Origin of the sequence: Sphingomonas sanxanigenens DSM 19645 = NX02 (assembly GCF_000512205.2) — a bacterium.
Lineage (GTDB): Bacteria > Pseudomonadota > Alphaproteobacteria > Sphingomonadales > Sphingomonadaceae > Sphingomonas_D > Sphingomonas_D sanxanigenens.
This window is the reverse complement of record NZ_CP006644.1, coordinates 3,140,008-3,166,854: the sequence shown is the minus strand read 5'-3', so window position 1 is coordinate 3,166,854 and position 26,847 is coordinate 3,140,008. Positions and strand designations below refer to the sequence as shown.

20 protein-coding genes are annotated in these 26,847 nt (G+C 67.1%); 11 read left to right on the top strand and 9 right to left on the bottom strand.

Annotated elements, in window-relative coordinates; genetic code table 11:
* Nucleotides 1-6 precede the first annotated feature (6 nt).
* Both NX02_RS14585 and NX02_RS14580 read right to left on the bottom strand, forming a co-directional pair.
* Complete coding sequence (locus NX02_RS14585; RefSeq protein WP_025292939.1) at nt 7-948, bottom strand: DUF4861 family protein; 942 nt, start codon at nt 946-948, stop codon at nt 7-9.
* On the bottom strand, nt 945-4,190 hold the full coding sequence (locus NX02_RS14580) for a glycoside hydrolase family 2 TIM barrel-domain containing protein (RefSeq protein ID WP_025292938.1): 3,246 nt from the start codon (nt 4,188-4,190) through the stop codon (nt 945-947). The genes NX02_RS14585 and NX02_RS14580 overlap by 4 nt, the downstream gene beginning before the upstream one ends.
* A 160-nt stretch (nt 4,191-4,350) precedes the next feature.
* Between NX02_RS14580 and NX02_RS14575 the strand changes: the two genes are divergently transcribed.
* The 4 genes from NX02_RS14575 to NX02_RS14560 all read left to right on the top strand — a co-directional run bounded on the left by NX02_RS14575 (nt 4,351) and on the right by NX02_RS14560 (nt 9,766).
* A complete protein-coding gene (locus tag NX02_RS14575; protein WP_245648593.1) occupies nt 4,351-5,058 on the top strand; it encodes a FadR/GntR family transcriptional regulator in 708 nt (235 codons plus the stop codon).
* Nucleotides 5,059-5,266: 208 nt separating this feature from the next.
* Nucleotides 5,267-6,418, top strand: a complete 1,152-nt coding sequence (locus tag NX02_RS14570; protein ID WP_084717799.1) for a glycoside hydrolase family 88/105 protein — start codon at nt 5,267-5,269, stop codon at nt 6,416-6,418.
* 26 nt (nt 6,419-6,444) lie between these two features.
* The gene (gene kduI / locus NX02_RS14565; RefSeq protein ID WP_025292935.1) at nt 6,445-7,281 is read left to right on the top strand and encodes a 5-dehydro-4-deoxy-D-glucuronate isomerase; all 837 of its coding nucleotides are present in this window, start codon (nt 6,445-6,447) and stop codon (nt 7,279-7,281) included.
* Between the two features lie 238 nt (nt 7,282-7,519).
* Nucleotides 7,520-9,766 carry a TonB-dependent receptor gene (locus NX02_RS14560; protein ID WP_025292934.1) on the top strand — a complete coding sequence of 749 codons (2,247 nt, stop codon included), beginning with the start codon at nt 7,520-7,522 and terminating at the stop codon, nt 9,764-9,766.
* 75 nt (nt 9,767-9,841) lie between these two features.
* Here the strand turns inward: NX02_RS14560 and NX02_RS14555 are convergent, their stop codons facing one another.
* The 7 genes from NX02_RS14555 to NX02_RS14525 form a co-directional block, all read right to left on the bottom strand.
* Nucleotides 9,842-10,126, bottom strand: coding sequence for a type II toxin-antitoxin system RelE/ParE family toxin (locus tag NX02_RS14555; RefSeq protein ID WP_025292933.1), 285 nt, complete (start codon nt 10,124-10,126; stop codon nt 9,842-9,844).
* On the bottom strand, nt 10,107-10,412 hold the full coding sequence (gene relB, locus NX02_RS14550; RefSeq protein WP_025292932.1) for a type II toxin-antitoxin system RelB family antitoxin: 306 nt from the start codon (nt 10,410-10,412) through the stop codon (nt 10,107-10,109). The genes NX02_RS14555 and relB overlap by 20 nt, the downstream gene beginning before the upstream one ends.
* A 167-nt stretch (nt 10,413-10,579) precedes the next feature.
* Entirely contained in the window at nt 10,580-12,934 is a 2,355-nt protein-coding gene (locus tag NX02_RS14545) for a glycoside hydrolase family 31 protein (protein WP_025292931.1), read from the bottom strand.
* 47 nt (nt 12,935-12,981) lie between these two features.
* The gene (locus NX02_RS14540; protein WP_039996602.1) at nt 12,982-14,619 is read right to left on the bottom strand and encodes an alpha-L-fucosidase; all 1,638 of its coding nucleotides are present in this window, start codon (nt 14,617-14,619) and stop codon (nt 12,982-12,984) included.
* Nucleotides 14,616-15,446, bottom strand: a complete 831-nt coding sequence (locus tag NX02_RS14535) for a GDSL-type esterase/lipase family protein (protein ID WP_025292929.1) — start codon at nt 15,444-15,446, stop codon at nt 14,616-14,618. Before NX02_RS14535 ends, NX02_RS14540 begins: the two co-directional genes overlap by 4 nt.
* Nucleotides 15,443-16,432, bottom strand: a complete 990-nt coding sequence (locus NX02_RS14530) for an alpha/beta hydrolase (RefSeq protein WP_025292928.1) — start codon at nt 16,430-16,432, stop codon at nt 15,443-15,445. Before NX02_RS14530 ends, NX02_RS14535 begins: the two co-directional genes overlap by 4 nt.
* A gap of 2 nt (nt 16,433-16,434) precedes the next feature.
* Nucleotides 16,435-17,223, bottom strand: a complete 789-nt coding sequence (locus NX02_RS14525; RefSeq protein ID WP_025292927.1) for an IclR family transcriptional regulator — start codon at nt 17,221-17,223, stop codon at nt 16,435-16,437.
* Between the two features lie 203 nt (nt 17,224-17,426).
* On the opposite strand from NX02_RS14525, the gene NX02_RS14520 reads away from it, so the two are divergent.
* The 7 genes from NX02_RS14520 to NX02_RS14490 all read left to right on the top strand — a co-directional run bounded on the left by NX02_RS14520 (nt 17,427) and on the right by NX02_RS14490 (nt 26,814).
* Nucleotides 17,427-20,252, top strand: a complete 2,826-nt coding sequence (locus tag NX02_RS14520; protein ID WP_245648592.1) for a TonB-dependent receptor — start codon at nt 17,427-17,429, stop codon at nt 20,250-20,252.
* 118 nt (nt 20,253-20,370) lie between these two features.
* A complete protein-coding gene (locus NX02_RS14515; RefSeq protein ID WP_025292925.1) occupies nt 20,371-20,715 on the top strand; it encodes an L-rhamnose mutarotase in 345 nt (114 codons plus the stop codon).
* 5 nt (nt 20,716-20,720) lie between these two features.
* A complete protein-coding gene (locus NX02_RS14510) occupies nt 20,721-22,358 on the top strand; it encodes a DUF5597 domain-containing protein (protein WP_039996600.1) in 1,638 nt (545 codons plus the stop codon).
* Nucleotides 22,359-22,384: 26 nt separating this feature from the next.
* Complete coding sequence (locus NX02_RS14505) at nt 22,385-23,203, top strand: SDR family NAD(P)-dependent oxidoreductase (protein WP_025292923.1); 819 nt, start codon at nt 22,385-22,387, stop codon at nt 23,201-23,203.
* A 215-nt stretch (nt 23,204-23,418) separates the two neighbouring features.
* The gene (gene cobD, locus NX02_RS14500) at nt 23,419-24,390 is read left to right on the top strand and encodes a threonine-phosphate decarboxylase CobD (protein WP_039997570.1); all 972 of its coding nucleotides are present in this window, start codon (nt 23,419-23,421) and stop codon (nt 24,388-24,390) included.
* A complete protein-coding gene (gene cbiB, locus NX02_RS14495; RefSeq protein ID WP_025292921.1) occupies nt 24,344-25,333 on the top strand; it encodes an adenosylcobinamide-phosphate synthase CbiB in 990 nt (329 codons plus the stop codon). The genes cobD and cbiB overlap by 47 nt, the downstream gene beginning before the upstream one ends.
* The gene (locus tag NX02_RS14490) at nt 25,333-26,814 is read left to right on the top strand and encodes a cobyric acid synthase (protein ID WP_039997568.1); all 1,482 of its coding nucleotides are present in this window, start codon (nt 25,333-25,335) and stop codon (nt 26,812-26,814) included. The genes cbiB and NX02_RS14490 overlap by 1 nt, the downstream gene beginning before the upstream one ends.
* The last annotated feature ends 33 nt before the right edge of the window (nt 26,815-26,847 follow it).

Below are 26,847 nucleotides of genomic sequence, written 5' to 3'. Positions count from 1 at the left end.
GGAAAATCAGCGTGTCGCGGCGGCGGGCGGCGCGAAATCGAGTGTCTGTTCGGCGGCATAGCGATCCCATGAGACGCGATCGCGAAAGCCGCCTTCGCCCAGGCTCCAGGCCGAGCCCGAATAATAGACGAAGGGCTTGCCGGGCGTCACCCGCACCAGCACCAGATGATTGTCCGCATCCTGCCTGATATCGACGATCGTCGCCGGGTCGACGCGCAGCGCGATCGCCATGCGGCCATGGCGCGGATCGTTCGGCCCCCACCACGAGAGCATCCCGCGTGCACGGTCGACGGTGAGGTCACCGCCATCGCCGGTGGTCTTCTTGCCGATGCCGATGCCGACGACCAGCGGTTCGCGGCTGTCCGATCCGATCGTCGAGACCATGCGGGTGAAGTGGGTGCCGAGCGGCAAGGTGAAGCGCCGCGTTTCCCACACCTTGCGGCCGACATCGACCGGCCAGGGGGCATAGTCGACCTCGAAGTCGGCGGCGTCCGGCCCGTTGCTCAGGATGCGGTAGGCGCGATAGTTGCGCGACGTCCACAATTTGTCGTCGAACCAGATGCCGAGCCCGCCGGCACCGCGCCCGCCGCCGACATTGTAGAAGTCCATGCCCTCGCCATGATAGCCATGCTGGTCGCCGGTGCGGAGTTGGCGATCCATGTAGGGCCAGCGGACAGTCTTGCCCCAGCTGTCGACGCCCGAGCCCGAGGGCGGCTCGATCGCCTGCAGCGCATGGCCATAGATGCGGTGCGCGGTGCGGTCATTCTCCCACAGCAGATCGTCGTAGCGATAGTCGGCGATCATCACCGCGGCGCGTGGCGTCTTGTCCGGCGCGGGCGGCAACGGCTTGTCGACGGGCGGCAGGCTTGCCTCGCCCGCCGGTGCTTGCGCTGGGGCCGGAGCGGCCAGCGAGAGAGCGAGCAGCGGCAGCGCGAAACGCTTCATCATTGCAGCTCTCCAGCGGCAGCCGGCCTTGCGCGATCTGGGGTGGTGCCGTCGCCATCGAACGGTGTCAGCGTGAAGCTGTAGCTGAGCGGGGCGACGGCCACGCGATACTGCTTCAGCGGCCGGCCGCCCTGATCCCAACTGTTGTCGCCGCCGACGCCGGCCTGAACCGCATCGACCATCAGCGAGACATGGTCGTGCGGCACGATGTCGGTGGAGCGGCGCGTGCCCGGCGGGCGGCGCGACAGATCCTCGTAGGGGAAGGCGAGCGCGTTCATCGACAGCGGTTGGGCGCCGTCGATGCGGACGCCGCCGACGCCGCGCTGGAGCAGTTCCATCCAGCGCACGTCCACCTTGTTGCCGGTTTCCTGCGGCCGCATATAGTCATGGTTCTGGTCGGCGATGCGCCCGCGCCACAGCCCGATCGGTGCGCCGGTGGCACGATCCTGATAGGTTTCGTGCGGGCCGCGGCCATACCATTCGAGCGTGTCGATCGCTTGCGGCATGGTGAAGGCGAGGCCGATGCGCAGCGGATCGGGCAGCTTCTCGGCGGCCGGCGTGAAATCACCCGAAACCGTCACGCGGCCATCGCCGCCCATGCGATAGCGCGAGACGAAGCGCGCCGCACCATCGCCCACGACATAGCGCACCGTCACTTCGGCGGTACCGTCGTCGAGCCGCCTGGCCTCGACCGCCTCGACGACCCGCGCTTCGGATGCGCGCTTCCACACCTCGTGGCTCTTGCCGACGCCGGTGCCGATGTCATTGTCGATCAGTGCGCGATAAAAGTTGGGGGCGCCGCCCTGCAGCAGCAGCCGGCCCTTGGCTGTATAGCCATCGACCAGCCCGGTCTTGCGATCGATCACCAGTTCGGCGCCACCGGCGGAGAGCGTCAGCTTGCCGCCCTTGTCCGCCAGTGCCGCCCTGCCGTCCACCGCGATGGTCGGCGCCGCCTCGCGGCCGAGCACGAACTGTTCCCAGCCGATCAGGGTGCCGCCATCGACACCCGGAATCGTCCCGGCCCTGGCACGTGCGCTCACCGTCAGCACATATTCGGCGCCGGGCTTGCGGGCGAAGGCGGGGAGGGGGAGGCGCAGCGTTTCCTGCGCATGCGCGGGCGTCTTCAACGGCGGCAGCGCGGCACGGGCAACGGGCACCCCATCCTCCAGCACCTCCAGTCCGAAATCGAGGCCGGAGAGGTCGACGAAGTCGTGGCGGTTGATGACGGTCAGCGCGCCGCCCGCCGGATCGAAGCCGGCGAACTGCACCGGCGCATAGACCTTGCGCAGCTCGAACAGATGCGGGTTCGGCGTCCGATCGGGCTGGTAGAGTCCGTCCCCGAACTCGATGTCGCCGCCCGGATTGGGGCCATATTCGCCGCCGGTGCCCCAGTAGCGGCGACCATCCTCGGTATAGCGATACATCGACTGGTCCACCCAGTCCCACACGAAGCCGCCCTGCAGCTTGTGCGGGTGGGCGTAGATCGTGTCCCAATAATCCTTGAGATTGCCGCCGGAATTGCCCTGCGCATGGGCATATTCGCACTGGATCATCGGCTGCCGGTGGTTCCAGTTGGTCGCATAGTCGGCCATGCGCGCGGCGCTGTCATACATCGGCGCGTAGATGTCGGCATAGTCGTTGGTGCGATGGTCGGGCGCGTCGGGGAAGGTGCCCCAGCCGAGATAGGAGACGAGGCGATCCGGATCGCGCGCCTTTGCGGCGGCGGCGGCCTTGACGAACGCCTGGCCGATCCCGGCCTCATTGCCCAGCGACCAGAAGATGATCGACGGGTGGTTCTTGTCGCGCTCGATCATGTTGGTGACGCGGCTGACATGCGCCGCTTCCCACGCCGGATCGAAGCCGATCTGATATTGCGCGCGCTGCTCGGGCCGCTTGTTGGCCCAATCCATGTAGAAATGGCTCTCGATATTGGCCTCGTCCATCACATAGAGGCCATAGCGGTCGGCGAGTTCGTAGAGCCGCGGATCGTTGGGATAGTGCGAGGTGCGCAGCGCGTTGACGTTGGCGCGCTTCATCAGCTGGATGTCGCGCTCCATGCTTTCCAGCGAGATGACGTGGAAGGTCTCGGGATCATGTTCGTGGCGGTTGACGCCGCGGATCGTGATCGGCTTGCCGTTGACGCTCACCAGCCCGTCACGGATCGCGACGGTGCGGAAGCCGATGCGGCTCCAGGTCGACTGGATGACCGCGCCCTTCGCGTCATAGAGCTCGACCAGCAGCATGTAGAGGCTGGGCGTCTCGGCGGTCCACGGCTTCACGTTCGGCACCGTGCCGCGCAGCACCGCCTTGCGCTCATCCTTGCCGGCGGGAACGGCGGCGGACAGCGCGATCACCTGCGCATCGCCATCGAGCAGCACCGCGCGCGCGGTGGTCGCGCCCGGAGCGCCGGTAACCGCGACGTCGACCGCGAGTTCGCCGTTGCGATAGCTGGCATCGAGCCCGGCATGGACGAAGAAGTCGCGGATCCGCGTCTTCGGTGCCGCCATCAGGAAGACCTCGCGCTCGATGCCCGAGACGCGCCAGAAATCCTGGTCCTCCAGATAGCTGCCGTCGGACCAGCGGAAGATCTGGATCGCGACGACGTTCCTGCCGGGGCGGACGAAGCGGGTGACGTCGAACTCGGAAGGCAGCTTGCTGTCTTCCGAATAGCCGACGCGCTCGCCATTGACCCAGACATAATAGGCCGAGCCCGCCGCGCCGATGTGGAGGATGACGTCCGATCCGGACCAGTTCGCCGGCACCTCCACGTCGCGGCGGTAGGAGCCGACCGGGTTGGTCGCATGCGGGATCAGCGGGCGGTTGGCGGGAAAGGGATAGGTGATGTTGTTGAAGCGCGGCTGGTCATAGCCTTCGGCCTGCCAGTCCGCCGGGACCTTGATTTCCTTCCAGCCGGAAACGTCGAAGCCGGGCTGCTCGAATCCCGCCGGCAACGCATCGGCGCTGGGCGAGAAGGAGAATTTCCACGCGCCGTTGAGCGAGAGGAAACGATCGGATCCGGTGCGATGGCCTGCGATCGCCTTGGCGCGGCTCTCGAAGGGGAAGCCGGTGGCGCGGGCGGGTTCCTTGCCGATCGCGAACACCGCCGGATTCTCCCAGTCGGGGCGGGCGGGATCAACCTGCGGCTGAAGGACCGGCGACATCGTGGGCCTCGGGGATTGCGCCAGCGCTACGCCCGATGATGTGGCGAGCAGTGCGAGCAGACTGATCCGGGCCGAAAGATGCATTGCGATCCCCTTCCTCAACCGGCCCGTTCGCCGGATCGACTTGGCTCTGCCATTGGTGTTAGATCGCACCTAGCCAATGGAGATTGATATGACAAGTCGCGCTGGCGGTGCTAGAAGCGGCGATATGGGTAGGGGAGAGGAAGCCGCGCGGCAATCGTCTTTGACGGACGCGCTGTACGGCCGGATCGAGGCACGCATCCGTTCGGGCGAATTGGCACCCGGTAGCCGGTTGCCGACGCAGAAGGACATCGCGCTCGACGAGAATGTCAGCCGCACCGTCGTGCGTGAGGCGGTGGCACGGCTGGCCGCACAGGGCCTGACCATTTCGCGGCAGGGTTCGGGCGTCTACGTCGCCGATGCGCCCGAACTGCGCGCGTTCCAGGTGACCCGCGACGAACTTGCCGAACTGGCCGACGTCATCAAGCTCCTCGAGATGCGGCTGGCGGTGGAAACCGAGATGGCGGGGCTCGCCGCCTCGCGCCGGACGACCGCGGATATCGGTGCGATCCAGGAGGCGTTGTTCGACATGAACGAACGGCGCGACGATCCCGCTGCCGCGGCCAAGGCCGATTCGGCATTTCACCTCGCCATCGCCCGCGCCAGCCAGAATGACTATTTCGTCCGCTTCGTCGATTTCCTGGGGCTGCGCCTCGTGCCGCCGCGCAACCTTTATCTGCGCGACCAGCCGGTTGCTGCGCACCACGCCTATGCCGATCGCGTGCAGGATGAGCATGAGGCGATCGTCGATGCGATCGTGCGGATGGATGCGGCGAAGGCGCGGGAGGCGGCGCGCCGCCACATGCAGGAAAGCCTGACCCGCCATTCGACCTTGAGCGCGCGGGTGCGGGTGCGCGAGCCGCAGCCATGAGGCGATCGAGGCGGCAAGGCGATTGACCATGGCCGCCAAACTTGTAGGATAACTTTCCGGGGCCGTTGATCGGCCGAGGGAGAGGGATTCTGGATCGGCGATTTTCGGCCGCGCGCATTGCCGGGCGCTGCGCAACGCGGCGTCCCCGGTCTTCGCGCCTTTCCCGGCACAACCGCCAGCAGATTGAGAAGATTGAGGAGCCGGCCTGATGTTGCGTTGGATTGTTGCCCTAGCTGCCCTGCCGTTGCTGAGCATCGTGGCGCCGATCGCCGCGCAGGCGCCCGTCGCGGCAACCGCCGCCGGCCAGCGCGATCCGATCGCGATCGCGCGCGATCTCGCCCGGTGGCAACTCCAGCATATGGAGGGCGCGAAGAAGGTCTCGCGCGCGACCACCGAAACGAAGAATCCGCGCGCCTGGGAGCAGGCGGTGTTTTGGATCGGCATGACCGCGCTGGCGGATGCCGACAGATCGCCGGACATCGCCAAGGCGATCCTCGACATGGGCGCCCGCAACGAATGGCAGCCGGCGCGGCGGCCGTTCCATGCCGATGACCTCGTCATCACGCAGAGCTATTTGTGGGCCGCGAGGAACGGCGCGGGCGAGGCCGCCAGCGCGCCGACGCGCAAGGCGTTCGACTACATCGTCGCCAATCCGCCGCGGGTGACATTGGCCTTCTACCAGCCGCCCTCGGGCTATGACGACACCGAATGCCTCAAGCGCTGGTGCTGGTGCGACGCGCTGTTCATGGCGCCGCCCGCTATGATCGAGCTTTCGCGCCAGACCGGCGACGCGCGCTACCGCGATTATGCGATGCGCGAATATTGGGCGACCACCGACTTCCTCTACGACCCCGCCGAGCGTCTCTTCTACCGCGACAGCCGCTTCTTCGAGCGCCGCGACAAGCAGGCGCGCAAGCAGTTCTGGAGCCGCGGCAATGGCTGGGTGTTCGCGAGCATGCCGCGGATCATCCCGCTGCTGGAGAAGGGCAGCGCCGATCGCGTGCGCATGGAGGCGTTGTTCCTCGAAATGGCGGCGCGCATCCGCGCGGTGCAGAAACCGGACGGCTATTGGGCGCCGTCGCTGCTGGCGCCCGAGAAGTCGCCGCCGGAATCGAGCGGCACCGCCTTCTACACCTATGGCATCGCCTGGGGGATCGAGGCGGGGCTGCTCGACCGTGCGACCTATGAACCGGTCGCGCGGCGCGGCTGGGATGCGCTGACGCGCGCGATCCAGCCCGACGGCCGGCTCGGCTGGGTGCAGCAGGTGAGCGACCGGCCCGAGAAGGTGCGCGCGGCCGACACCCAATATTATGGCACCGGCGCCTTCCTGCTCGCCGCCACCGCCATCGCTGCGCTCTGATCTGAACCATCCACGGGGGACCAGCCTTGTTCGAGAAAACCTATTACGCGACGCATCCGGACATGATGGACGGCGCGTCGAACGAGGATCTGCGTGACCGGCACCTCGTCAGCGGGCTGTTCCGCGAGGGCGAGCTGGTGCTGACCTATTCGCATGGCGAGCGCTTCATCATCGGCGGTGCGGTGCCGGGGGCGGGGCCGCTGGCGCTGCCCGCGCAGACCGAGCCCGAAAGTGCGGCCGGGCATCCGCTGCTCGAACGGCGCGAACTGGCGATGGTCAATATCGGCGCCGGCGCGGGCGTGGTCGAGGTGGATGGCACGCGGTTCGATCTCGCGCCGCGCGATGCGCTCTATGTGCCGATGGGCTCGGCCGACGTGCGCTTTTCCGGCGAGGGGGCGCGCTATTATCTGCTGAGCGTGCCGGCGCATCGCGCCTTTCCGTTGCGCAAGCTGACGCTGTCGGAGGTCACGCCGATGGAGCGCGGCGAACGCGCGACCTCCAACGCGCGCAAGATCTACCAGCTCATCCTGCCGCACACCTGCGAGAGCGCGTCGATCTGCCTGGGCATGACCATCCTCGAGCCCGGCAGCGTCTGGAACACGATGCCGCCGCACGTCCATGAGCGGCGCTCCGAAATCTATCTCTATTTCGACCTGCCGCAGGACGGCCGGGTCTTCCACTACATGGGCAAGCCCGAGGCGCTGCGCCACATCGTGATGGGCAATGAGGATGTCGTGATCTCACCGCCCTGGTCGGTCCACATGGGCGCCGGCACGCGTGCCTACAGCTTCATCTGGGCGATGGCGGGGGAGAATCTGGATTATAACGACATGGATGTGAAGGATATCTGCCAGCTTTGTTGAGAAGCTGAGCGCCTGCCGCATTCGCGCATCCGAGTGCGCGGCCTTCATGGACTGGCCCGGCAAAGCTCAGGTAGGGCTTCCTCAAATGTTATCATATCAATCAAGCTCCATTGGCCCGGTCGGCAGGTACCACGCGCCATATTTATCATATAACTCTTGCCATCCCCGCCAAATCGGCTAAATCCCGATCCGTAGAAGTCGAAAGACTCGCTTGCACAGCACGGATTGGGGAGGATTTATGAAGTTCCGCAATGGTACTGCCTTGTCGCGCGTCCTGATCGCCGCGGGGCTGGCCTGCGCCGCCACCGGCCAGGCGCATGCGCAGCAGGCCGCACCGGCCGCCGCCGACCAGCCTTCGCCCACCAGTGACGACATCGTCGTCACCGCGCAGAAGCGCGAGGAGCGGGTTCAGGACATTCCGCTCGCCGTGCAGGTGATCGGCGGCGAGGCGCTGGAATCGCAGGGCATCCGCGAATTTTCCGAACTCACCCGCGCGGCGCCATCGCTGCTGATCCGACCCGCGGAGCATCCGGTCAACGCGTCGATCTCGATCCGCGGTATCGGCACTTTCGCTTTCTCGCCGAGCGTCGAACCCAGCGTGGCGGTGCAGATCGACGATGTGCCGGTGCAGTTCCTGGCGCGCGCCTTCGCCGACCTGTCGGACATCGAACGGATCGAGGTGCTGCGCGGACCGCAGAGCACACTCTACGGCCGCGCCGCCTCCGCCGGCCTCGTCAACATCGTGACTCAGGGGCCATCGGCGACGCTCAGCGGCCGGATCGGCGGCATCGTGACGACCGACGATGAATATGGCGTCAACGCCGCGCTGTCTGGCCCGCTGACGCCGACGCTCGGCTTCCGCGTCAGCGCCAACTACAACAAGTTCGAGGGCAATGTCCGCAACCTGTTCAACGGCGACAAGATCAACGGGCGCGAGATCTTCTCGGTGCGCGGCAAGCTGGTGTGGGATCCCACCGACACGCTGAACCTGGTGGCGCAACTCGGCTATATCGACGGCAGCACCACGATCGGTCGGCCGTTCGCTCGCGTCTCGCCCGCCGCCCGGCTGCGCGGCAACCCGGCCTATGGCCCCGCGGTGTTCGCGCCGGGCGTGACCTTCGGCGAGAACAATACCGATGTCGTCAACGACGTCACTTCGGGTACCGACTATAGCGACTTCTCGCAGTCGCTGAAGGTTTCATGGGATGCCGGCTTCGCCTCGCTGGTGTCGATCACCGCGTGGGACCAGTTCAAGCAGTTCGACATTCTCGATCAGGACGAGTCCGCGATCGCCGCGCTCGACAACCGCCAGTTCGGTACCTTCGACGTCGACACCTTCTCGCAGGAATTCCGGCTGGTCTCGCCGGGCGGCACCGCGCTCCGCTACACCTTCGGGCTGTTCTATTCGAACCTGAACCTGTCGCGCGACTTCATCCGTGGGCCCTTCTTCTCGCAGGCGGACTGGTTTGGCACCAACGGCACCAAGCAATATGCCGGTTTCGGCCAGATCGAATATGACATCCTCGACGGCACGACGCTGATCGGCGGCCTGCGCATCGGCAGGAACAAGATCGACGTGACGTTCGACGATCGCCTCGCCTCGACCTATTTCGAGGGCGACAGTTCGGAATCGTACGAGACCTACAGAGCGGGCATCCAGCAGCGGCTGGCGCCCGACGTGATGGCCTTCTTCACCTATGCCACCGGCCACAAGGGCGCGGCCTATGATATCGGCACGGGCTTCAACGCCACCCGGTTGGTGCCGGTGCAGCCCGAGGATTCGGAGGATTGGCAGCTCGGCATCAAGTCGCAATTCCTCGATCGCCGGGTGACGCTGAACGCAACCCTGTTCACCACCACCTTCGACGATTTCCAGGCGCAGGGCATCGAGACCTTGTCAGACGGCACCAGCAATTTCCGCCTCGCCAATGTCGGCAAGCTGCGCACGCGCGGCATCGAGGTGGAAGGCTCGGTGCGCTTCTCGCCGGACCTGAACGTCGGCGGCGGCGTGACCTATGCGGACGCCAAGATCCGGTCCTTCCCGTTCTCGCAATGCTATCCGGGGCAGACGGCGGCGCAGGGCTGCACCGGCAGCCCGGCGCGGCAGGACCTCAAGGGCTTCCGCCCCGCGCAGGCGCCCGAATGGAAGCTGACCCTGAACGGCGACTATACGCCCTCACTGACCGACAGTCTCGATGGCGTGTTGCAGTTCGCCTATTCCTATCAGAGCAAGATCAACTTCAACATCAACAATGATCCCGAAAGCATCCAGAAGGGCTATGGGATCATGAACATTTCCGCCGGCGTCCGCGATCCCGACCGTAAGTGGGAGGTGGTTGCGTTCGTCAACAACCTGTTCGACAAGCACTATTTCTTCAACGTCACCAACTCGTTCGGAAACCAGGGCAATGCCCAGGCGGTACAGAGCTATATTCCGCGCGATTTCGAGCGTTATGGCGGCGTTCGGGCGACATTGAACTTCTGAGCCGGGGTGGGGGCCCGGTTGATCGGGCCCCATCGGTCGTGTCGATATTGGGGGCGATGTTGATCGATCGATGATTCAGTGGGGCCATTGCTGCGCGGCATGAAGAACGCGCAGGATCGTCACTTGTGTCTCGTCTTCCTTATACACAACGATATATCTTCGTCGCATCGACATCTCTCGCGTGCCTGCAACGCGGCCAGCCTGATAGAGCTTGGGCCGATCGAGCAGGGTCTCGATCCTGGTGTCGAGATCATCCTTCAGCTTGAGTGCCGCGTCCGGATTATCGTCCGAGATATAGTCCATGATTGACAGAAGATCGGCGCGCGCCGTCTCCCGCCACTCAAGCTTTCGGTTGGGCATGACGCTTGCTGTCAATCAGCGCCTGCACTTCATCCATGACCTGTGCATGCGGCGCGGTTGGACGCGTATCGTTCAGGGCCTCCTGAACCTTGGCACGGAACCAGGCGTCGTGCGCCGCCGTATCTGCTGTCAGGCCGGCGGGCATGCCGCCTTCCTTTGCGACGCGCGTCAGCAGGATGCGGACCGCATCCGACACGGTAAGGCCGATATCGGCAAGCGTCTCAGCGGCCTTGGCCTTGAGATCCTCGTCGATCCTGACGTGAAGCATGGACGTGCGTGCGGGCATGGCGAGTCTCCTTGCCGACAATATGTCTCTCAATTGAGAGACGATCAAGCCGCGCGGCACGCACACCGGTGCGTTTCGCTTTATCAACTTCCGATACCATCCGGCGCCTTGGCGGCGCCAGGGTTCACGCCGGCCAGACGGCGGGTGATGCGCATATCTGTCTCGCCCTATTGCGCGGCTTCGACGATGCGCAGCAGTTGCGCCGGGTTCTGGCCGGTGGGCAGCTTGCCGCGCGCGCTCAGCGTGCCGCCGGCCTCGTTCCATACCAGCTCCGCGCTGGCCCCGCCGGTCTTGCGATAGGCGTTGGTGGTGCCGTCATCGTCATAGAGCGTGAAGCGCGCGTCGCGGCCGGGATAGACGCGGATGCTCTCCAGCGGCTGGCGTTCGGCGGTGCTCTTCACCTGTGCGCCGATCGGCACGATCGATCCCGCGCGGACGAACAGCGGCATGCGGTCGATCGGGGCGGCGACCTCCACGGTCTGGCCGCCGGTGTAGCGCTTGTTTGTCCAGTAGTCATACCAGTCCGCGCCGGCGGGCAGATAGACCGGGCGGCTGGTGCGGCCCTGGTCGGTGATGGGGGCGACGAGGAAGGCGGGGCCGAACATATACTGATCGCCGATGTCCGCGACCTTGGGATCGTTCGGGAAATCCATGAACAGCGCGCGCATGAAGGGCGCGCCCGTCCGATGCGTCTGCGCGCCGAGCGCATAGATATAGGGCATCAGGCTGTAGCGCAGCCGCAAATAGCTTGCGAGGATCGGCTCCGCGGCGGTGCCATAGTCCCAGAGTGCTGCGGCCGGGCGCTGGCCGTGGATGCGCAGCGACGGGGTGAACACGCTGTACTGAAACCAGCGCACGAACAATTCGGGATAGTCGGCATAGCCGGCGTCCATCGCGGTCGCGCCGGCGGGGTCGACGAGCAGCGGATGCTCCGCCTTCGGGCCGCTCGGATATTGCCAGCCGCCGATGTCGCTGCCCCAATAGGCCATGCCCGATGCGGTGAAGTTGAGGCCCGTCGGCACCTGCCGCTTCAGCGCCTCCCAGGTCGAATGGACGTCCGACGACCAGAAGGCGCAGCCGTTGCGCTGCGTGCCGAGATAGGCGGCGCGGCACAGGATCAGGTTGCGCAGGTCCGGCCGGTCACGCGCCGAGCCTTCGGCGACGCCGGCGGTGTGCAGCAGCGGGAAGAGGTTGTGGTAGCGGGCGCCCGATCCGATCGAGAATTGATAGTCGTCGGGCACGAGATCGGGCTCGGTCTCGTCGAGCCAGAACCAGTCGAAGCCCTGCGACGCGATATTGTCGCGGATCTTACCCCAGAACCATTCGCGCGCTTCCGGGTTGGTGCTGTCGAGCAGCGCGCCGGCGCGGTCGAAGCGCACGGGCAGGCCGTCGACCGGGCTGCCATCCTCGTGCTGGAGCAGCCAGCCCTTGGCGGCGAGCATGTCGAAATAGCGCGATTCCCGTTCGAAGCGCGGCCACACGCTGACGATCGAGCGCATGCCCATCGCCTTCAGCCTGTCGTTCATGCCCTTGGGATCGGGGAAATAGGTGCGGTCGATGTCGAGCTGGCCCATCCGCGTCCAGTAGAACCAGTCGAGCACCATGACGTCGATCGGATAGTTGCGGCTGCGATAGCCCTCGGCGATGCCGAGCAGTTCCTGCTGGCTCTCGAAGCGCGCCTTGCTCTGGATGAGGCCGAACGCGGCCTTGGGGGGCAGCGGCGTCTCGCCGGTGAGTTTGGCATAGCCGGCATAGATCTCGTCGGTGGTGGCGCCGGCGATGACGAAGAAGGAGACGCGCTCGCCGACTTCGGACTGCCAGCGCGTGCCGTTGTTGAGGCCCGGCGAGACGATCGTGCGCGCCGGATTGTCCCAGACGATGCCATAGCCCTTGTTGGTAACGAGGAAGGGCACGCACACCGTCTCGCCAGCCGGCGCGTCGTACCAATGCTTGCAGTCGATCGTGCGGCTGCGCAGGTCGAGCGGCCCCAGGCTCTCCTGGTTCTGGCCGAGGCCGTAATAATGCTCGTCGAGCGGGGCGGCGAAGCTGGCGCCGACGCGGAACGTCTCCTCGCCGTTCACCATATGGGGGGCCATCTCCCACCCGTTCATCTTCGTCAGCAGCCGGCCGTCGGCGGTGCTGACCGACAGCGACACCGGCGGCAGCGACGGCGCGAAATAGCGCTCCATCTGGCTGGGCGCCTTGGGCCAGGGCTTGGCATCGACCACCACCGAGAGCGCGGAGGAGGTGAAGACGTCGCCGCCGGCGTCCGCCCGGTGGCTCCAGCCCGTCGCATCGGCCTTCGCATTGGGGCCGGGGCCGGGCGCGGCGGTCGCCAGCGCGGGGTCGAGCGCGATGGTGACGCGCACGATGTTGGGCGCGTAGGGCTCGATCGCGACACGGCTGCCGTGCCGGTCGAGCATCGCCATCGGCTCCGCCAGCGCCTGCGTCGCGCCGAGCGCGAGCGATGCGACGCCCGCCGCCAACAGCGCCGCACGCATGCCAAATGCCTTGCCCATCATCGTCTTCCTCCTGTTGCGGGGATTTGCGCCCATGTGATGCTGCCCAATCAGACGAGCCCGCGTCCGTCGATCCTCACCACCGGCACGAATGCGGGGCCATCGCGCCGCGCCGGCATCTCGATATGCAGTCCGGCATCGTCCTGCCGGTGGCGGAGCGCGCCGCCGCCCGGCAGCGAGACGCGCTCGATCTTGCCGGCGAAGCGTCCTCGCGCCAGCGCGACGATCGTCGTAGATTCTTGGCGAGGCGGCGCCAGCAGCAGCGCGTAGAGCGCGCCCTTGTTGGTGGTGAAGCGGATGTCGCGGTGCGTGAAGGGCGCGGCTTCCTGTTCGTTCTGCATGCCGGGGTTCAGCCGCGTCGGCCCCTCGCCATAGATCCGCCAGGGCCGCGATCCGAAGATCGCCTCGCCGTTCAGCGCGATCCATGCCGCCATCCCGTCGAGAATCTTCTCTTCCTCCGCGTCGATCAATCCGTCGCCGGGCTGCGGCACCGACAGCAGCAGATTGCCGTTCTTGGAAACGACGTCGGCGAGGCGCTGGATGACCTCCTCGGCGGTCTTGTAGCTTTTGTCGTTGAGGCGGGCGACGTTGTAGAACCAGTCGCCGAGGCAGGTGTCGGTCTGCCACGGCTCGTCCCACAGCCGGTCGGAAAAGCCGCGCTCGACATCCTGCACCAGCCCGAAGCGCTCGTGCGGCTTCAACTGCTTGGCGGTCGCGACGACATCGATGCTGCCGTGCCATTCGATCGCGCGATTGTAATAGTCGGCGAGCGCCTCCAGCCCGACCGGGCCGAAGGGCAGGCCATGATCGTCGAAATAGACGAGATCGGGTTTATACTTTGCGACGAGGTCGGTCTGGCGCAGCAGCCAGCGCGCGACATAGGCGGGGTCGTCCTTCGGCCCGGTCTCGATCCACTGGCCGTTATTGGCCTCATGCCAGGCGGTCATCGCCTCGATCGTGTCGAGTCCGTCGGGCAGCACCGCATGGCCGCCGGTGTAGAGTTCCTGCGGGTCGAGCCCGTCCCACCACTGGCCCTTGCCATCCACTTTTCGCAGGCGGAACGCGTCGTAGCGCTCGCCCTTCCTCGAACCCGTCGGGTCATAGCCATAGGCCGGCTGATACCAGTGCCAGGCGTGCGCGGCATGGTTGGAAACGCCGAACTTCAGGCCGGCCCGCCGCGCCGCCTTCTCCCAGATGCCGACCACGTCGCGCTTCGGCCCGACAGTGAGCGAATTCCACGGATGATAGCGGCTGTCATAGCAATCGAGATTGTCGTGGTGGCAGGCGAGGGTGACGAAATAGCGTGCGCCGGCGCGGACATAGCGCGCCATCAGCGCGTCGGGATCCCAGCGCTCGGCGGTCCAGCGATGCTGGATATCCTTCATGCCGGTTACAGACGGATGGCCGTAGGTCGCCAGATGATGCGCGTACATCGGGTGGCCCTGCATATACATGAAGCGGCCATACCAGTCGCCCTGCGCGGGCACCGATTGCGGCCCCCAATGCGACCACAGGCCGAGCTTGGCGTCGCGGAACCACTCCGGATAGCGATAGGCGCCGACGATCGACGGCCAGTTCGCCTGCACCGGGCCGGCGGCGGTCCCCATCGGGCTCGCCGCGCGCACCGCGCGCGCCAGGCCGAGGGCTGCGGTGCCGGCGAGGAAGGAGCGGCGGGGGAGGGCGATCATCGGCGGTGCTGCGGCTTGTGCGCGAGCGCCTGGCCGATCGCGCGCTCGGCGATCGGCGCCATCAGCGCATAGCCGCGCTCGAGCGGATGGATGCCGTCGCGGGTAAGGTCGGCGCGCAGCAAGCCGCGCGCATCGGTCATCGCGGCGGCATAGTCCGCATAGACGATCCCGCGCCGCGCGCAGAAATCCTTCAGCCAGGCATTAAGTTCGCGGATGCGCTCGGGCGGGCGCTCGCGCAGCATTTCGCGCGCGGAGTCGGTATAATTGTTCACCGGCAGCAGCGATCCGAAGACGATGGCGATGTCATGCGCCTCGGCGAGGTCCGCCATCGCTTCCCAATTGGCCTCGATCTGCTCGGGGGGTTCCTGCTGGAGGAAGCCCTGCACGTCGTTGATCCCGGCGAGGATGACGACGGCCTTCGGTTTCAGCGCGACGACATCCTGATGGAAGCGCAGCAGCATCTGCGCGGTCACCTGGCTGCCGATGCCGCGGTTGATATAGGGCTTCCCCGGAAAATATCGCGGCAGGTTCCACAGGTCGGTGATCGAATCGCCGAGGAAGATGACGCGCTGCTCGCCGGCCCGGGGCGGCGGCAGCGCGGCGTTGGCGGGCGCATAGAGATAGCGTTCGCCGAAATCCTGCATCAGGCTGGGGACCAGCTTCGTGCGGAAGGGGCCAAGCCATGGCCCCCAATCCTTTTCCGCCACCGTCCGCCGCTCGGGCGAGCTCCGGTAGCGCGGTTCGTCGCCCGCGATCGTGGTCGTCGCGGGGATCGGCAGCGCCATGCCCAGCAGCAGGGCGGCAAGGGCAGGGCGCTGCCGGATCATGCGGGCAGTACGCCGTGGCGTGCGGCAAAGGTCACGAACAGGCCGGGCCAGGCCGATGCGCTCATCGCGCGCGGCAGGCGCACGCCGAAGCCGTGCCCGCCATCCTCGAAGATGTGCAGCGCGACGGGGCGCCGCGCCGCCTGCATCGCCTGGAACATCAGGATGCTGTGCGCGGGCGGCACCAGCCCGTCGTCGACGGCATGGACGAGGAACACCGGCGGCGTCTGCGCATCGACGCGCTGGTCCACCGAGCGCGCGCGCAGTTCGGCACCCATCGCCGAGGCGCCGGGGCCGATCAGATTGTCGCGCGATCCGCCATGGGTGAAATGGGCCTCGAGCGTGATCACCGGATAGATCAGCCCGACGAGATCGGGCCGCGCGGACAGGCGATCGGCAGCGTCGCGCGGTTCATAGACTTTCTCAGCGTGGCGCGTCGCCAGCGACCCGGCAAGATGGCCACCCGCGGAAAAGCCGATCACGCTGATCGCGTTGGGCCGGATCGCAAAGCTCGTCGCCCGTTCGCGGATCAGCCGCATCGCGCGCTGCGCATCCTGCAGCGGCACATCCTGACGCCGCTGCCAGCCCTCGCCCGGCAGGCGATAGAGCAGGATGAAGGCAGTGATGCCGCGCGCGTTGAGCCATGCCGCCTGGCTGGTGCCCTCATTGTCGTAGGAGACGAAGCCATAGCCGCCGCCCGGCATCAGCAGCACCGCGCTGCCGTTTGGCCTCGCCGGCCGGCGCACGACCAACACCGGCCGCGCGATACCGGTCACCCAGCGATCGGGTTTTGCCGGATCGCTCGACTTTTCGTCGACCTTGCGGGTGATGCGCACCGGCGCGCGGCCGGGCGGGTCGCCTGGCCACAGGTCGATCACTTCGTCGGCGATGCCGGTCTGCGCGGCCGCCATCTCTGGCGTGAGCGCAGCCGCTCCGGCAGCGGCGGCGGTGGCGACAGTCAGCAGGGTGCGGCGGTCCAGCATCGTCATTCTCATTGCTCCGGCTCGCGTGGCGGTGCCTGCACCGCGGGCGCGAGCAGGTCACCGATCGACTCTGCTGCGGCTCGCACGAGCCGATGGGATTCGTCCAGTGTCACGCGGCTGGCAGGACCGTCGACGAAGGGCATCGTCAGCGCAGCGCGCGCCGCCGCGCCGACGAGGATGGGCGCCGACAGGTCGGTGATGCCGTTGAGCATCGGGCTGGGGGCGACGGCGCCATGCGCGGCAATGATCTCGTCCAGTCGCGCTTCCAACGTCTCCAGTTCGCCATCGCCCATTCCTTCGGGGCCGGCGCGCACGTCGTCGAGCATCGCCGCACGGGCCTCTGGGGGCTGGAAGGCGAGCAGGATCCGGCCGGAATTGGACCGGTGGAGCGGGCGCCGGTAGCCGACGCGCACCGCGAAGCCGGCAAGGCCGGGGGCCTCGGCGGTGACGATCACGACCATCTCGGCGCCGGAGACCACGGCGAGGTGGCAGCTCTGCCCCGCCTCATGCGCAAGCCGCTGCATCACCGGCAGCGCGGTGGAGGTCAGCTCGCGCACCGGCGGCTGTGCCATGCCCAGCGCGAACAGCCGGTTGGTCAGGCGATAACCGTCGCCGTTGCGCGCGATATAGCCATGTTCCTCCAGCACCTGGAGCATGCGGAAAATCTCGCTCACGGAGCGGCCGAGCGCCGCGGAGATGTCGGTCATGTTCAGCGGTTCGCTCGCGGTGGCGAGCAGTTCGAGGATCTCCAGACCCTTTTTGAGCGCCGGTGCCTGGTACCGGGTCTTGCCGTTCATCCCCCCTCCTTCGGTCGTTCAGCGTCGCCCTGCGCTTTCCACCGATTTATCCGCTTATTGCAGATGAAAGCAATTTTTAAATTTACAAACGGCGCGGCAGGCGTAGAAAGAGCCGACTCCGATGCAGTGTGGCGACGTTCAGGCGGCCATTTGTCGGACAATCATCAGGGGCGCCCGCAAAGGGCGATTGAAGGGAGAGAGACATGATGACCGAGTTGGTCCGTTTGCCCCGGCGCGCCACGCGCCACGCCTTGCTCTTCACCACCGCCATCGCCGGATCGATCCTCGGCAGCGCGCCCGCGCTGGCGCAGGATGCCGTCGCGGTGCCGGCCGAGCCGCAGTCGGCCCAGGGTGGTAGCGGTAACGCCGCGGAGGATGCGACCACCGAGGAAATCGTCGTCACCGGCGTTCGCGCCAGCCTCAGCAGCGCGCAGTCGATCAAGCAGAATGCCGACCAGATCGTCGACTCGATCGTCGCCGAAGACATCGGCAAGCTGCCCGACCGCAACGTCGCCGAGGCGCTGCAGCGCATCACCGGTATCCAGATCCAGCGCAATTTCGGCGAGGGCAGCCAGGTCGCGATCCGCGGCCTCAGCCAGGTCCGCACCGAGATCAACGGGCGCGACATCTTCACCGCGAACAGCGGCCGCACGCTGAGCCTGGAGGACGTGCCCTCCGAACTGCTCGCCGGCGTCGACGTCTACAAGAACCCGTCGGCGGAGATGATCGAAGGCGGCCTCGGCGGCCTGATCAACCTGCGCACGCGCAAGCCGTTCGACTTCGACGGCTTCAAGCTCTCGGCCAGCGGCAGCCTCAACCATTACGACCTGTACGAGACGACCAAGCCGCAGGCGAACCTGCTCGTCTCCAACCGCTGGGATACCGGCATCGGCGAGATCGGACTGCTCGTCGACCTCGCCTATCAGGAAACCGCGTTCCGGCAGGACCAGATTTCGAGCCAGCCCTTCTTCCTGCTCAACGAGGCGGTGGCCGCCGATGCCGCGACCGCGGCGGGGCTCGGCCGCACCGGACAGCCGACCTATCTGCCGCACGGCGTCGGCATCGGCCAGTATCTCGGCGATCGCCGCCGCATCGGCGTGGATGTCGCGCTGCAATGGCGCCCGAGCGACACGCTGGAATTCACCGCGGAATATATCCGCTCGGACTATAAGTTCCGCTACGGCGACTACAGCTTCTTCGCCTATACGGGCGACAATCCGATCACGCCCGATTTCTCGCAGCCCTTCGCGTTCGACGAGGACGGCAATTTCAGAAGCGGTACCTTCGTCAATGTACCGGTCGATTCCAACACCAGCCTCGAACGGCGCAAGTCGGTCACCAACGATTATTCGCTGAACGCGAAATGGACGCCGACCGAGAATCTCACCCTGAAGGGTGATTTTCAATACATCCGCGGCACCACTGACGGCGAGCGGTCGATCGTCATCCTCCATTCCAACGCCGAGCGGCTCTACCAGGCCGTGGGTGACGGCGTGCCGACGATGATCATCTCGCCGGATTCGAACCCCGCGAACGGCAACGGCAATCTGCTCGATCCCGCCAGCTATGCGACCAGCCCCGGCGCCTATCTCGATCATATCGAGCGTGCGGTCGGTACCGAATATGCCGGCCGCCTCGACGCCGAATATCGCTTCGACGGCAGCTTCCTGCGCTCGATCTCGGCGGGCGTGCGCTACACCGATCGCTCGGCGGTGACCGACAGCAGCACCTATGCCTATTATGGCTTCACGCGGCCGCTGGCGGACGATCTCTACCAGCTTCGCGTGTTCGGGAACGATCTGTATCGCGGCGGCGCCGCGGTGCCAGAGGGGGCGCTGTTCTTCAACCGCGGCATCGTGCTCGATTATGACGCGACCCGCGCAGCGCTGGCGCCCTATGCCGCGGACAGCCAGCGACAGGCGCTGCTCGATGGCGTGTCCTATGTGCCCAGCGACCGCAACACGCAGGGCGAGAAGACCTATACCGGCTATGCGGTCGCGCGCTTCGGCATCGACAGCGGCTTGCGGATCGACGGCAATATCGGCGTGCGCGTCGTGAAGACCGAGGTCAGCACCGACGGCTTCAGCGTGCAGACGCCGCAGGTCACCGGCCCGGACGGCACCCCGATGAACGGACCGATCAGCTATGTCCCGATCAGCGCGGACTCCAGCTACACCAAGGTGCTGCCCAGCCTTAACCTGCGCTTCCACCTGATGGATGGGCTTCAGCTTCGCCTCGCCGCGTCGAAGGGGCTGACCCGCCCGGACTTCAACCAGCTCAATCCCAACATCAACATCGTCGAACTCAACTCGGGCAGCAACCGCCGCACCGCGAGCTCGGGCAATGCCAATCTGCGGCCGCTGGAAGCCGATCAGCTCGATGCGTCGCTCGAATGGTATTTCTCGAAGACCGGATCGATCTATGGCGCCGCCTTCTACAAGAAGGTCGATGGCTTCATCGCCAACATCACCTCGACCGAGACGTTCGATTTCGGCAATGGGCCGTTCGTCGTCGACGTCACCCGGCCGGTGAATGGAGACAATGGCAAGATCAAGGGCTTCGAGGTCGGCGGCAACACCTTCTTCGATTTCCTCCCCGGCTTCTGGTCCGGCTTCGGCGTCCAGGCCAACTATACCTATGTCGACAGCCAGGCGCCGAGCCCGGATGCGCAGGATACGTCGGGCAACCAGCTCAGCGTGCCGCTCGAGAAGCTGTCCAAGCATAGCTACAACCTGATCGGCTTCTACGATCGCGGTCCGGTCTCGGCGCGCGTCGCCTATAACTGGCGCAGCAGCTTCGTGGTGACGACGCGCGGCAACGGCAGCGGCAACCTGCCGATCTTCAACGCCGCGCGCGGCCAGGTCGATGCGTCCCTCACCTATACCTTCACGCCCAATTTCGCGCTGACGGTGGACGGGGTGAACCTGACCGATACTGCAAACAGGACCTATTACGGGATTCCCAGCCGTCCTCAGTCGCACGTGCTGAACGATCGCCGCCTCAGCATCACGGCGCGCATCACCTACTGATCGACCCGGTCTGATAGACTTAGGTCGTAACCCCATTCCCCGAGAGCCTGCGGGCCGGCATGTTCTTGCAGCCGGCCCGCCATTTTTTCCCCAGGGCATCCTGCATGGAAGGCGAAGCATGCGGCATGTGTTGCTGATCGATCTTGTCGACGAGGCGCAGGCGATCGCCGACTATGAGGCATGGCATGCCGCCGGCGCGGTGCCGCCGGCGATCAACGCCAGCATCCGCGATGCCGGCATCCTTGCGATGGAGATCTACCGCACCGGCAATCGGCTGGTGATGGTGATGGAAACCGCACCCGGTTACGACGCGGCGGCAAAGGCTGCCGCGGATGCCGCCAGCCCGGCCGTGCAGGCGTGGGAAACGCAGATGGACGCGGTGCAGCGGCCGCTGCCCTGGGCGATGCCGGGCAGCAAATGGACTCCCGCCGACCGCATCTATTCGCTCGACGAACAGCCATGAGGGCCATGCCGATGAAGACCCGCTTCCTCTCCGCCGCGCTGGGCGGCTTGCTGCTGATCACCGGCACCGCCGCCGGCGCGCAGGCGAAAGGCGATCTGCCGCGGCTGGAAACGCGCAACGGCCGCCACGCGCTGATCGTTGACGGCGCGCCCTTCGTGATGCTGGGCGGGCAGGTGAACAACAGCAGCAACTATGCCGAACCGCTCACCAAGGTCTGGCCGATCCTCGATCGCATCGCCGCCAATACGATCGAAATCCCGATCGCGTGGCAGCAACTGGAGCCCGAAGAGGGGCGCTTCGATTTCGCCTTCGTCCAGCACCTGCTCGACGAGGCGCGCAAGCATGACAAGCGCATCGTGCTGCTGTGGTTCGGCGCCTACAAGAATACCGGCTATGGCTATGCGCCGGACTGGGTAAAGCGCGACAATCGCCGCTTCCCGCGGATGAAGACGCGCGACGGCAAGGACCATGACGTGCTGACGCCGCTCGCCGCGGCGACGCTGGAGGCGGACCGGCGCGCCTTCGTGCAACTGATGACCTACATCCGCGATCATGATGCGCAGAACAGCGTCATCATGGTGCAGCCGGAAAACGAGGTCGGCAGCTATCGCAACCCGCGCGATTACAGCGCGGCCGCGCAGAAGCTGTTCGATGCGCCGGTGCCGGCAACGCTCGCCAAAGCGCTGCGCAAGCCGGCGGGGACCTGGACGCAGATGTTCGGCGACCAGGCCGATCGCATGTTCAACACCTGGCACACCGCACGCTATGTCGAGGCGCTGGCCGCCGCCGGCAAGGCGATCAAGCCGCTGCCGATGTACGTCAACGCCGCGCTGTCGGACCCGTTCAAGACGCCCGACCCCATGGGCGTCGCCAGCGGCGGGCCGCAGGGCGACGTGATCGACATCTGGAAGGCCGGTGCGCCCTCGATCGATGTCGCCGCGCCCGACATCTATGACCGCGCCAGCCGCAACGTCTTCCGTCACCTCGATCTCTATGCGCGGCCGGACAATGCGCTGATGGTGCCCGAGATCGGCAATGCCCGCGAATATGCCCGCTATTTCTGGGCGGCGCTGGGGCGCGGCGCGATCGGCTATGCGCCCTTCGGCATGGATGATACCGGCTATTTCAACTATCCGCTGGGCGCGCGCAGCTTCGACGATGCCACGCTCGATGCGGTGGCGGCGAAGTACCGGGTGATCGGCGGCGCGATGCGCGATTGGGCGCGGATCGCCTATGAACGGCCGACCTGGGGCGCGGCGCGGCCCGACGACGGCAGCCCGCTCAGCACGACGATGGGCGACTGGACGATCACTGCCAACTTCGGTGAATGGCAGTTCGGCCAGAAGGAGTGGACTTTCCTCAAGACCGACCCGACCCCCTGGGGTGCCGAGCCTGTCGGCGGCATGGTGGTGGCGCAGCTTTCGGCGGACGAATTCCTGCTGACCGGCGATTTCGTCCGCGTCCGTTTCGCTGCGCGCGCGGGTACGCCCGAAAATGCGATGATGCTGCGGGTGGAAGAAGGGCATTTCGAAGCCGGCAAATGGGTGATGGATCGCGTGTGGAACGGCGACCAGACCGATTATGGTCTCAACCTGATCGACAAGCCGGTCTGGCTGAAGGTGACGATGGGCCGCTATCGCTGATAAGGGCGACGGCGAAAGGAACGGCCATGGACATCTTCTCTTCGGGCAAGGTCGCGGTGATCACGGGTGCGGCGAGCGGCATCGGGCTGGCGGCCGCGCGGCGGTTCGCGGCGCTCGGCATGCAGGTCTGCCTTGTCGACCGATCGGATGCGGTCGCGGCGGCTGCGGCGGATATCGGCCACGGTGCCGCCGGCTTCGTCGTCGATGTCGCCGACCGCGCCGCGGTCGATGCGCTCGCCGCCGAGATCCGAGCGCGCTTCGGTGCCGTTTCCGTGCTGATGAACAATGCCGCCATCCATGGCGGCGCCGATGCGCTGTCCTCGCCCGATCTCTGGGCGCAGGTGATCGGCATCAACCTGATGGGCGTGCTCCACGGCGTTCAGGCGTTCGTGCCGGCGATGGTCGATGGCGGGCAGCCGGGGGTGGTGATCAACACCGGATCCAAGCAGGGCATCACCCAGCCGCCCGGCAACACCGTCTATAATGTCAGCAAGTCGGCGGTGAAATCGCTGACCGAGGGGCTGGCGCACAGCCTGCGCGAAGCGACCGGCGGCAGGGTGAGCGCGCATCTGCTGATCCCGGGCTTCACCTATACCGGCATGACGGCGGCAGCGGCAAAGCCGGCGGGCGCGTGGAGCGCGGATCAGGTGGTCGACTTCATGCTCGAGCGGCTTGCCGCCAGCGATTTCTACATCCTTTGCCCCGACAATGAGGTGTCGCGCGCGGTGGATGCCGGCCGCATGGCCTGGGCGATGGGCGATATCATCGAAAACCGACCGGCGCTGTCGCGCTGGCATCCCGATCATGCGCAGGCCTTCGCCGCCTTCATGGCGGAGCGCGATTGAAGCGTGGGGCCCAGGTGCGCCTTGAGCGCGTATCCCGGCGTTTGGCGCGAGCCTCAAGACATGCGCCGGAATCCGAATGACGCATCCGGTTCCGAACGGGATGGGGCCATCCGGCGGCCAGTGAAAAGCGGGAGACCGCAGCAAAAGCGCTTGTCGGGGCGATCGGAACCGGCGAACAGCGCCGGGTGACGGACGGGGCACGCGCGCAGGAATGGATGGTGCATGGCGGCAGGCTGGATGCCGCCATACGCGCCTATGGCGGCGCGCCCGAGGCGTGGCTCGATCTCTCGACCGGCATCAACCCGAACCCATGGCCCGGCGCCGGGTCGATCGCGGTCGACTGGCGCGCCTTGCCGTCCGACGAGGCGCTGGCCGCGCTCGAACGCGCGGCGGCCGCGCATTTCGGGGCTTCGCCCGACCATGTGTGCGCGCTGCCGGGCTCGGAGATCGGCATCCGCATGCTGGCGCGGCTGGGGCTGGGGGCGGACGCCGCGCATGTCGCGCCCGCCTATCGCAGCCATGAAGCCGCCTTCGAGGGCGCCGCGCCCATCGCCGTCGATGCGGTGGCGGCAGCGCGTTCAGCGGGACGCATGGTGCTGCTCGCCAACCCCAACAACCCCGATGGTCGCCTGCTGCCACGCGCCGCGCTCTGCGATGCCGCCGATGCCGGTGCCGGCTGGCTGATCGTCGACGAGGCCTTCGCCGACCTGCACCCGGACGAGAGCGTTGCCGCCGACGTCGCCGATCATCGCCGGCTGCTGGTGCTGCGCTCCTTCGGCAAATTCTTCGGCCTCGCCGGGCTGCGGCTGGGCTTCGCGGTCGCGCCGCGGCCGATCGTCGCCGCGCTGCGCGCGCTGCTTGGGGCGTGGCCGGTCTCCACGGCGGCCATTGCGATCGGCGTTGCGGCGTATCGCGACCGGGCGTGGATCGAGTCGATGCGGGAACGGCTCCGCGCCGATGCCGCCGCTCTCGATGCCATGCTGGCGCGTCACGGGCTGGTCGCGACTGGAGCCTCGCCTTTGTTCCGCCTCGTCGCGCATGACGATGCTGCGATGCTGTTCGACCGCCTCGCGCAGCATCACATCCTCTGCCGGCCCTTCGACTATGCGCCGCGCTGGCTGCGCTTCGGGCTGCCGGGCGATGCCATGGCGCGCGACCGGCTCGACCAGGCGCTGGCGCGTGGCTGAGCCCTTCGCGCTTGCCGCGCTGGCGATCGAGGCGGGCTTCGGCTGGCCGCAGGCGCTCTATGACCGCATCGGCCATCCGGTCGGCGGCTTCGCGCGGCTGATCAATGGGTGCGAGGCGCGATGGAACCGCGGTGCCCCGACACGGCGGCGGCGGATGGGGATTCTGACCATCATCCTGCTGGCGGTGCTCGCGGGCGGGGCAGGGTGGGCGCTGGAGGCGGCGGCGGAGCGCATCGCCGGGCGCTGGGCCTGGGTTCTGATCGGGCTGCTCGCCGCCCCCGGCCTTGCGCAGCGCAGCCTGCACGATCATGTCCGCGCCGTCGCCGAGCCGCTGGCCGCGGGCGACCTGCCGGCGGCGCGCGCGGCGGTCGCGCGCATCGTCGGCCGCGACACCGAGGCGCTCGATGAAGCCGGCATCGGCCGCGCGGCGATCGAAAGCCTCGCCGAGAGCTTCTGCGACGGCGTCGCGGCGCCGCTGTTCTGGCTGCTGCTGCTCGGACTGCCCGGCATCTGGGCCTATAAGGCGATCAACACCGCGGACAGCCTGATCGGCCATCGCGAGGAACGCTGGCGCGATTTCGGCTGGGCGGCGGCGCGGCTCGACGATGTCGCCAATCTCGTGCCCGCGCGGTTCGCGGGGCTGCTGGTCTGCCTTGCCGGGGGGCGCGTGCTGGGGCCCCGCGCGGGCTTCGCGTCGATGCGGCGCGACGCGCACCGGCACGCCTCGCCCAACGCCGGCTGGCCCGAAGCGGCGATGGCCGGCGTGCTCGGGCTGCGGCTGGGCGGACCCGTCGCCTATGACGGCGTGTGGCACGACAAGCCCTGGATCGGCGACGGCCGCGCCGCGGCGGATGCCGCCGATGTCGCGCGTGCGCTCGACGTCTATCGTCATGCCTGCCTGTGCCTGTGGCTGGTCGCCGGCCTCGTCGCGTGGCGCGGCTGATGGCGGGTGCGATCATGCTGCAGGGCACCGGCTCGGACGTCGGCAAGTCGGTGCTGGTCGCGGGGCTGTGCCGTGTGCTCGCCAATCGCGGGCTGACCGTCAGGCCGTTCAAGCCGCAGAACATGTCCAACAACGCCGCGGTCACCGCGGATGGCGGCGAGATCGGCCGCGCGCAGGCGCTGCAGGCCATCGCGTGCCGGGTGCCCGCGCATACCGACATGAACCCGGTGCTGCTCAAGCCGCAGGCGGACCGCACCGCACAACTCGTCGTCCATGGACAGGTGCGCGGCACCTTGGGTTCGGGCAGCTTCCGCACCGCGCGCGCGCCGCTGCTCGATGCGGTGCTGGCCAGCTATCGGCGGTTGCGCACCGAGGCGGACATCGTCGTCGTCGAGGGGGCCGGCTCGCCCGCGGAGATCAACCTGCGCGCGGGCGACATCGCCAATATGGGGTTCGCGCGCGCCGCGGGCGTGCCGGTGCTGCTGGTCGGCGACATCGATCGCGGCGGCGTGATCGCGGCGATCGTCGGCACGCGCACGGTGATCGATCCCGAGGATGCGGCGATGATCCGCGGCTTCATCATCAACAAGTTTCGCGGCGATCCGGCGCTGTTCGAGGATGGCTATCGCCAGATCGAGCAACTGGCCGGCTGGCGCGGCTTCGGCGTCGTCCCGTGGCTGCACCAGACCGCGCGCCTGCCGAGCGAGGATGCGGTGGTGCTGGAGCGGCCGGCGGCGGACGGGGCGGCGCGGCTGCTGGTCGCCTGCCCGGTCCTGCCGCGCATCGCCAATTTCGACGACCTCGATCCGCTGAAGCTGGAACCCGCGATCGGCGTGACGATGGTGCCGCCGGGGCGGCCGATCCCGGCGGAGGCGGCGCTGATCATCTTGCCCGGTTCGAAGGCGACGATCGCCGACCTCGCCGCGCTGCGTGCCGAGGGCTGGGACATCGACATCCTTGCGCATCACCGGCGGGGCGGGGCGATCCTCGGGCTGTGCGGTGGTTATCAGATGCTCGGGCGCCGCATCGCCGATCCCGACGGGATCGAGGGCGCCGCGGGCGCAGTCGACGGGCTCGGCCTGCTCGATATCGAGACGATGCTGAGCCCGCAGAAGGCACTGCGCCAGGTGAGCGGCACCGCGCTCGGCGCGCGCTTCGACGGCTATGAAATGCATATGGGCGAAACTGGCGGCGCCGACACCGCGCGCCCGCTCGTCCGCTTCGACGACGGGCGCCAGGATGGCGCGGTCAGCGCCGACGGCCGCGTGCTCGGCACCTATGTCCACGGCCTTCTCGCCGATCCGCGCCAGCGCGGGGCACTGCTCGCCCGCATCGGCGCGCCAGGCGGCGGGCGGGATTACCATGCGGCGGTGGATGCCGCGCTCGACGGGATCGCGGCGGCGCTCGAAGCGCATCTCGATATCGATGCGATAATCGCGCTCGCTACCGAGACATTGCCGTCACCGGGCGATTGCAACTGACTCTCAGTAGGGTTAGCAAGGCGCCTTCACTCT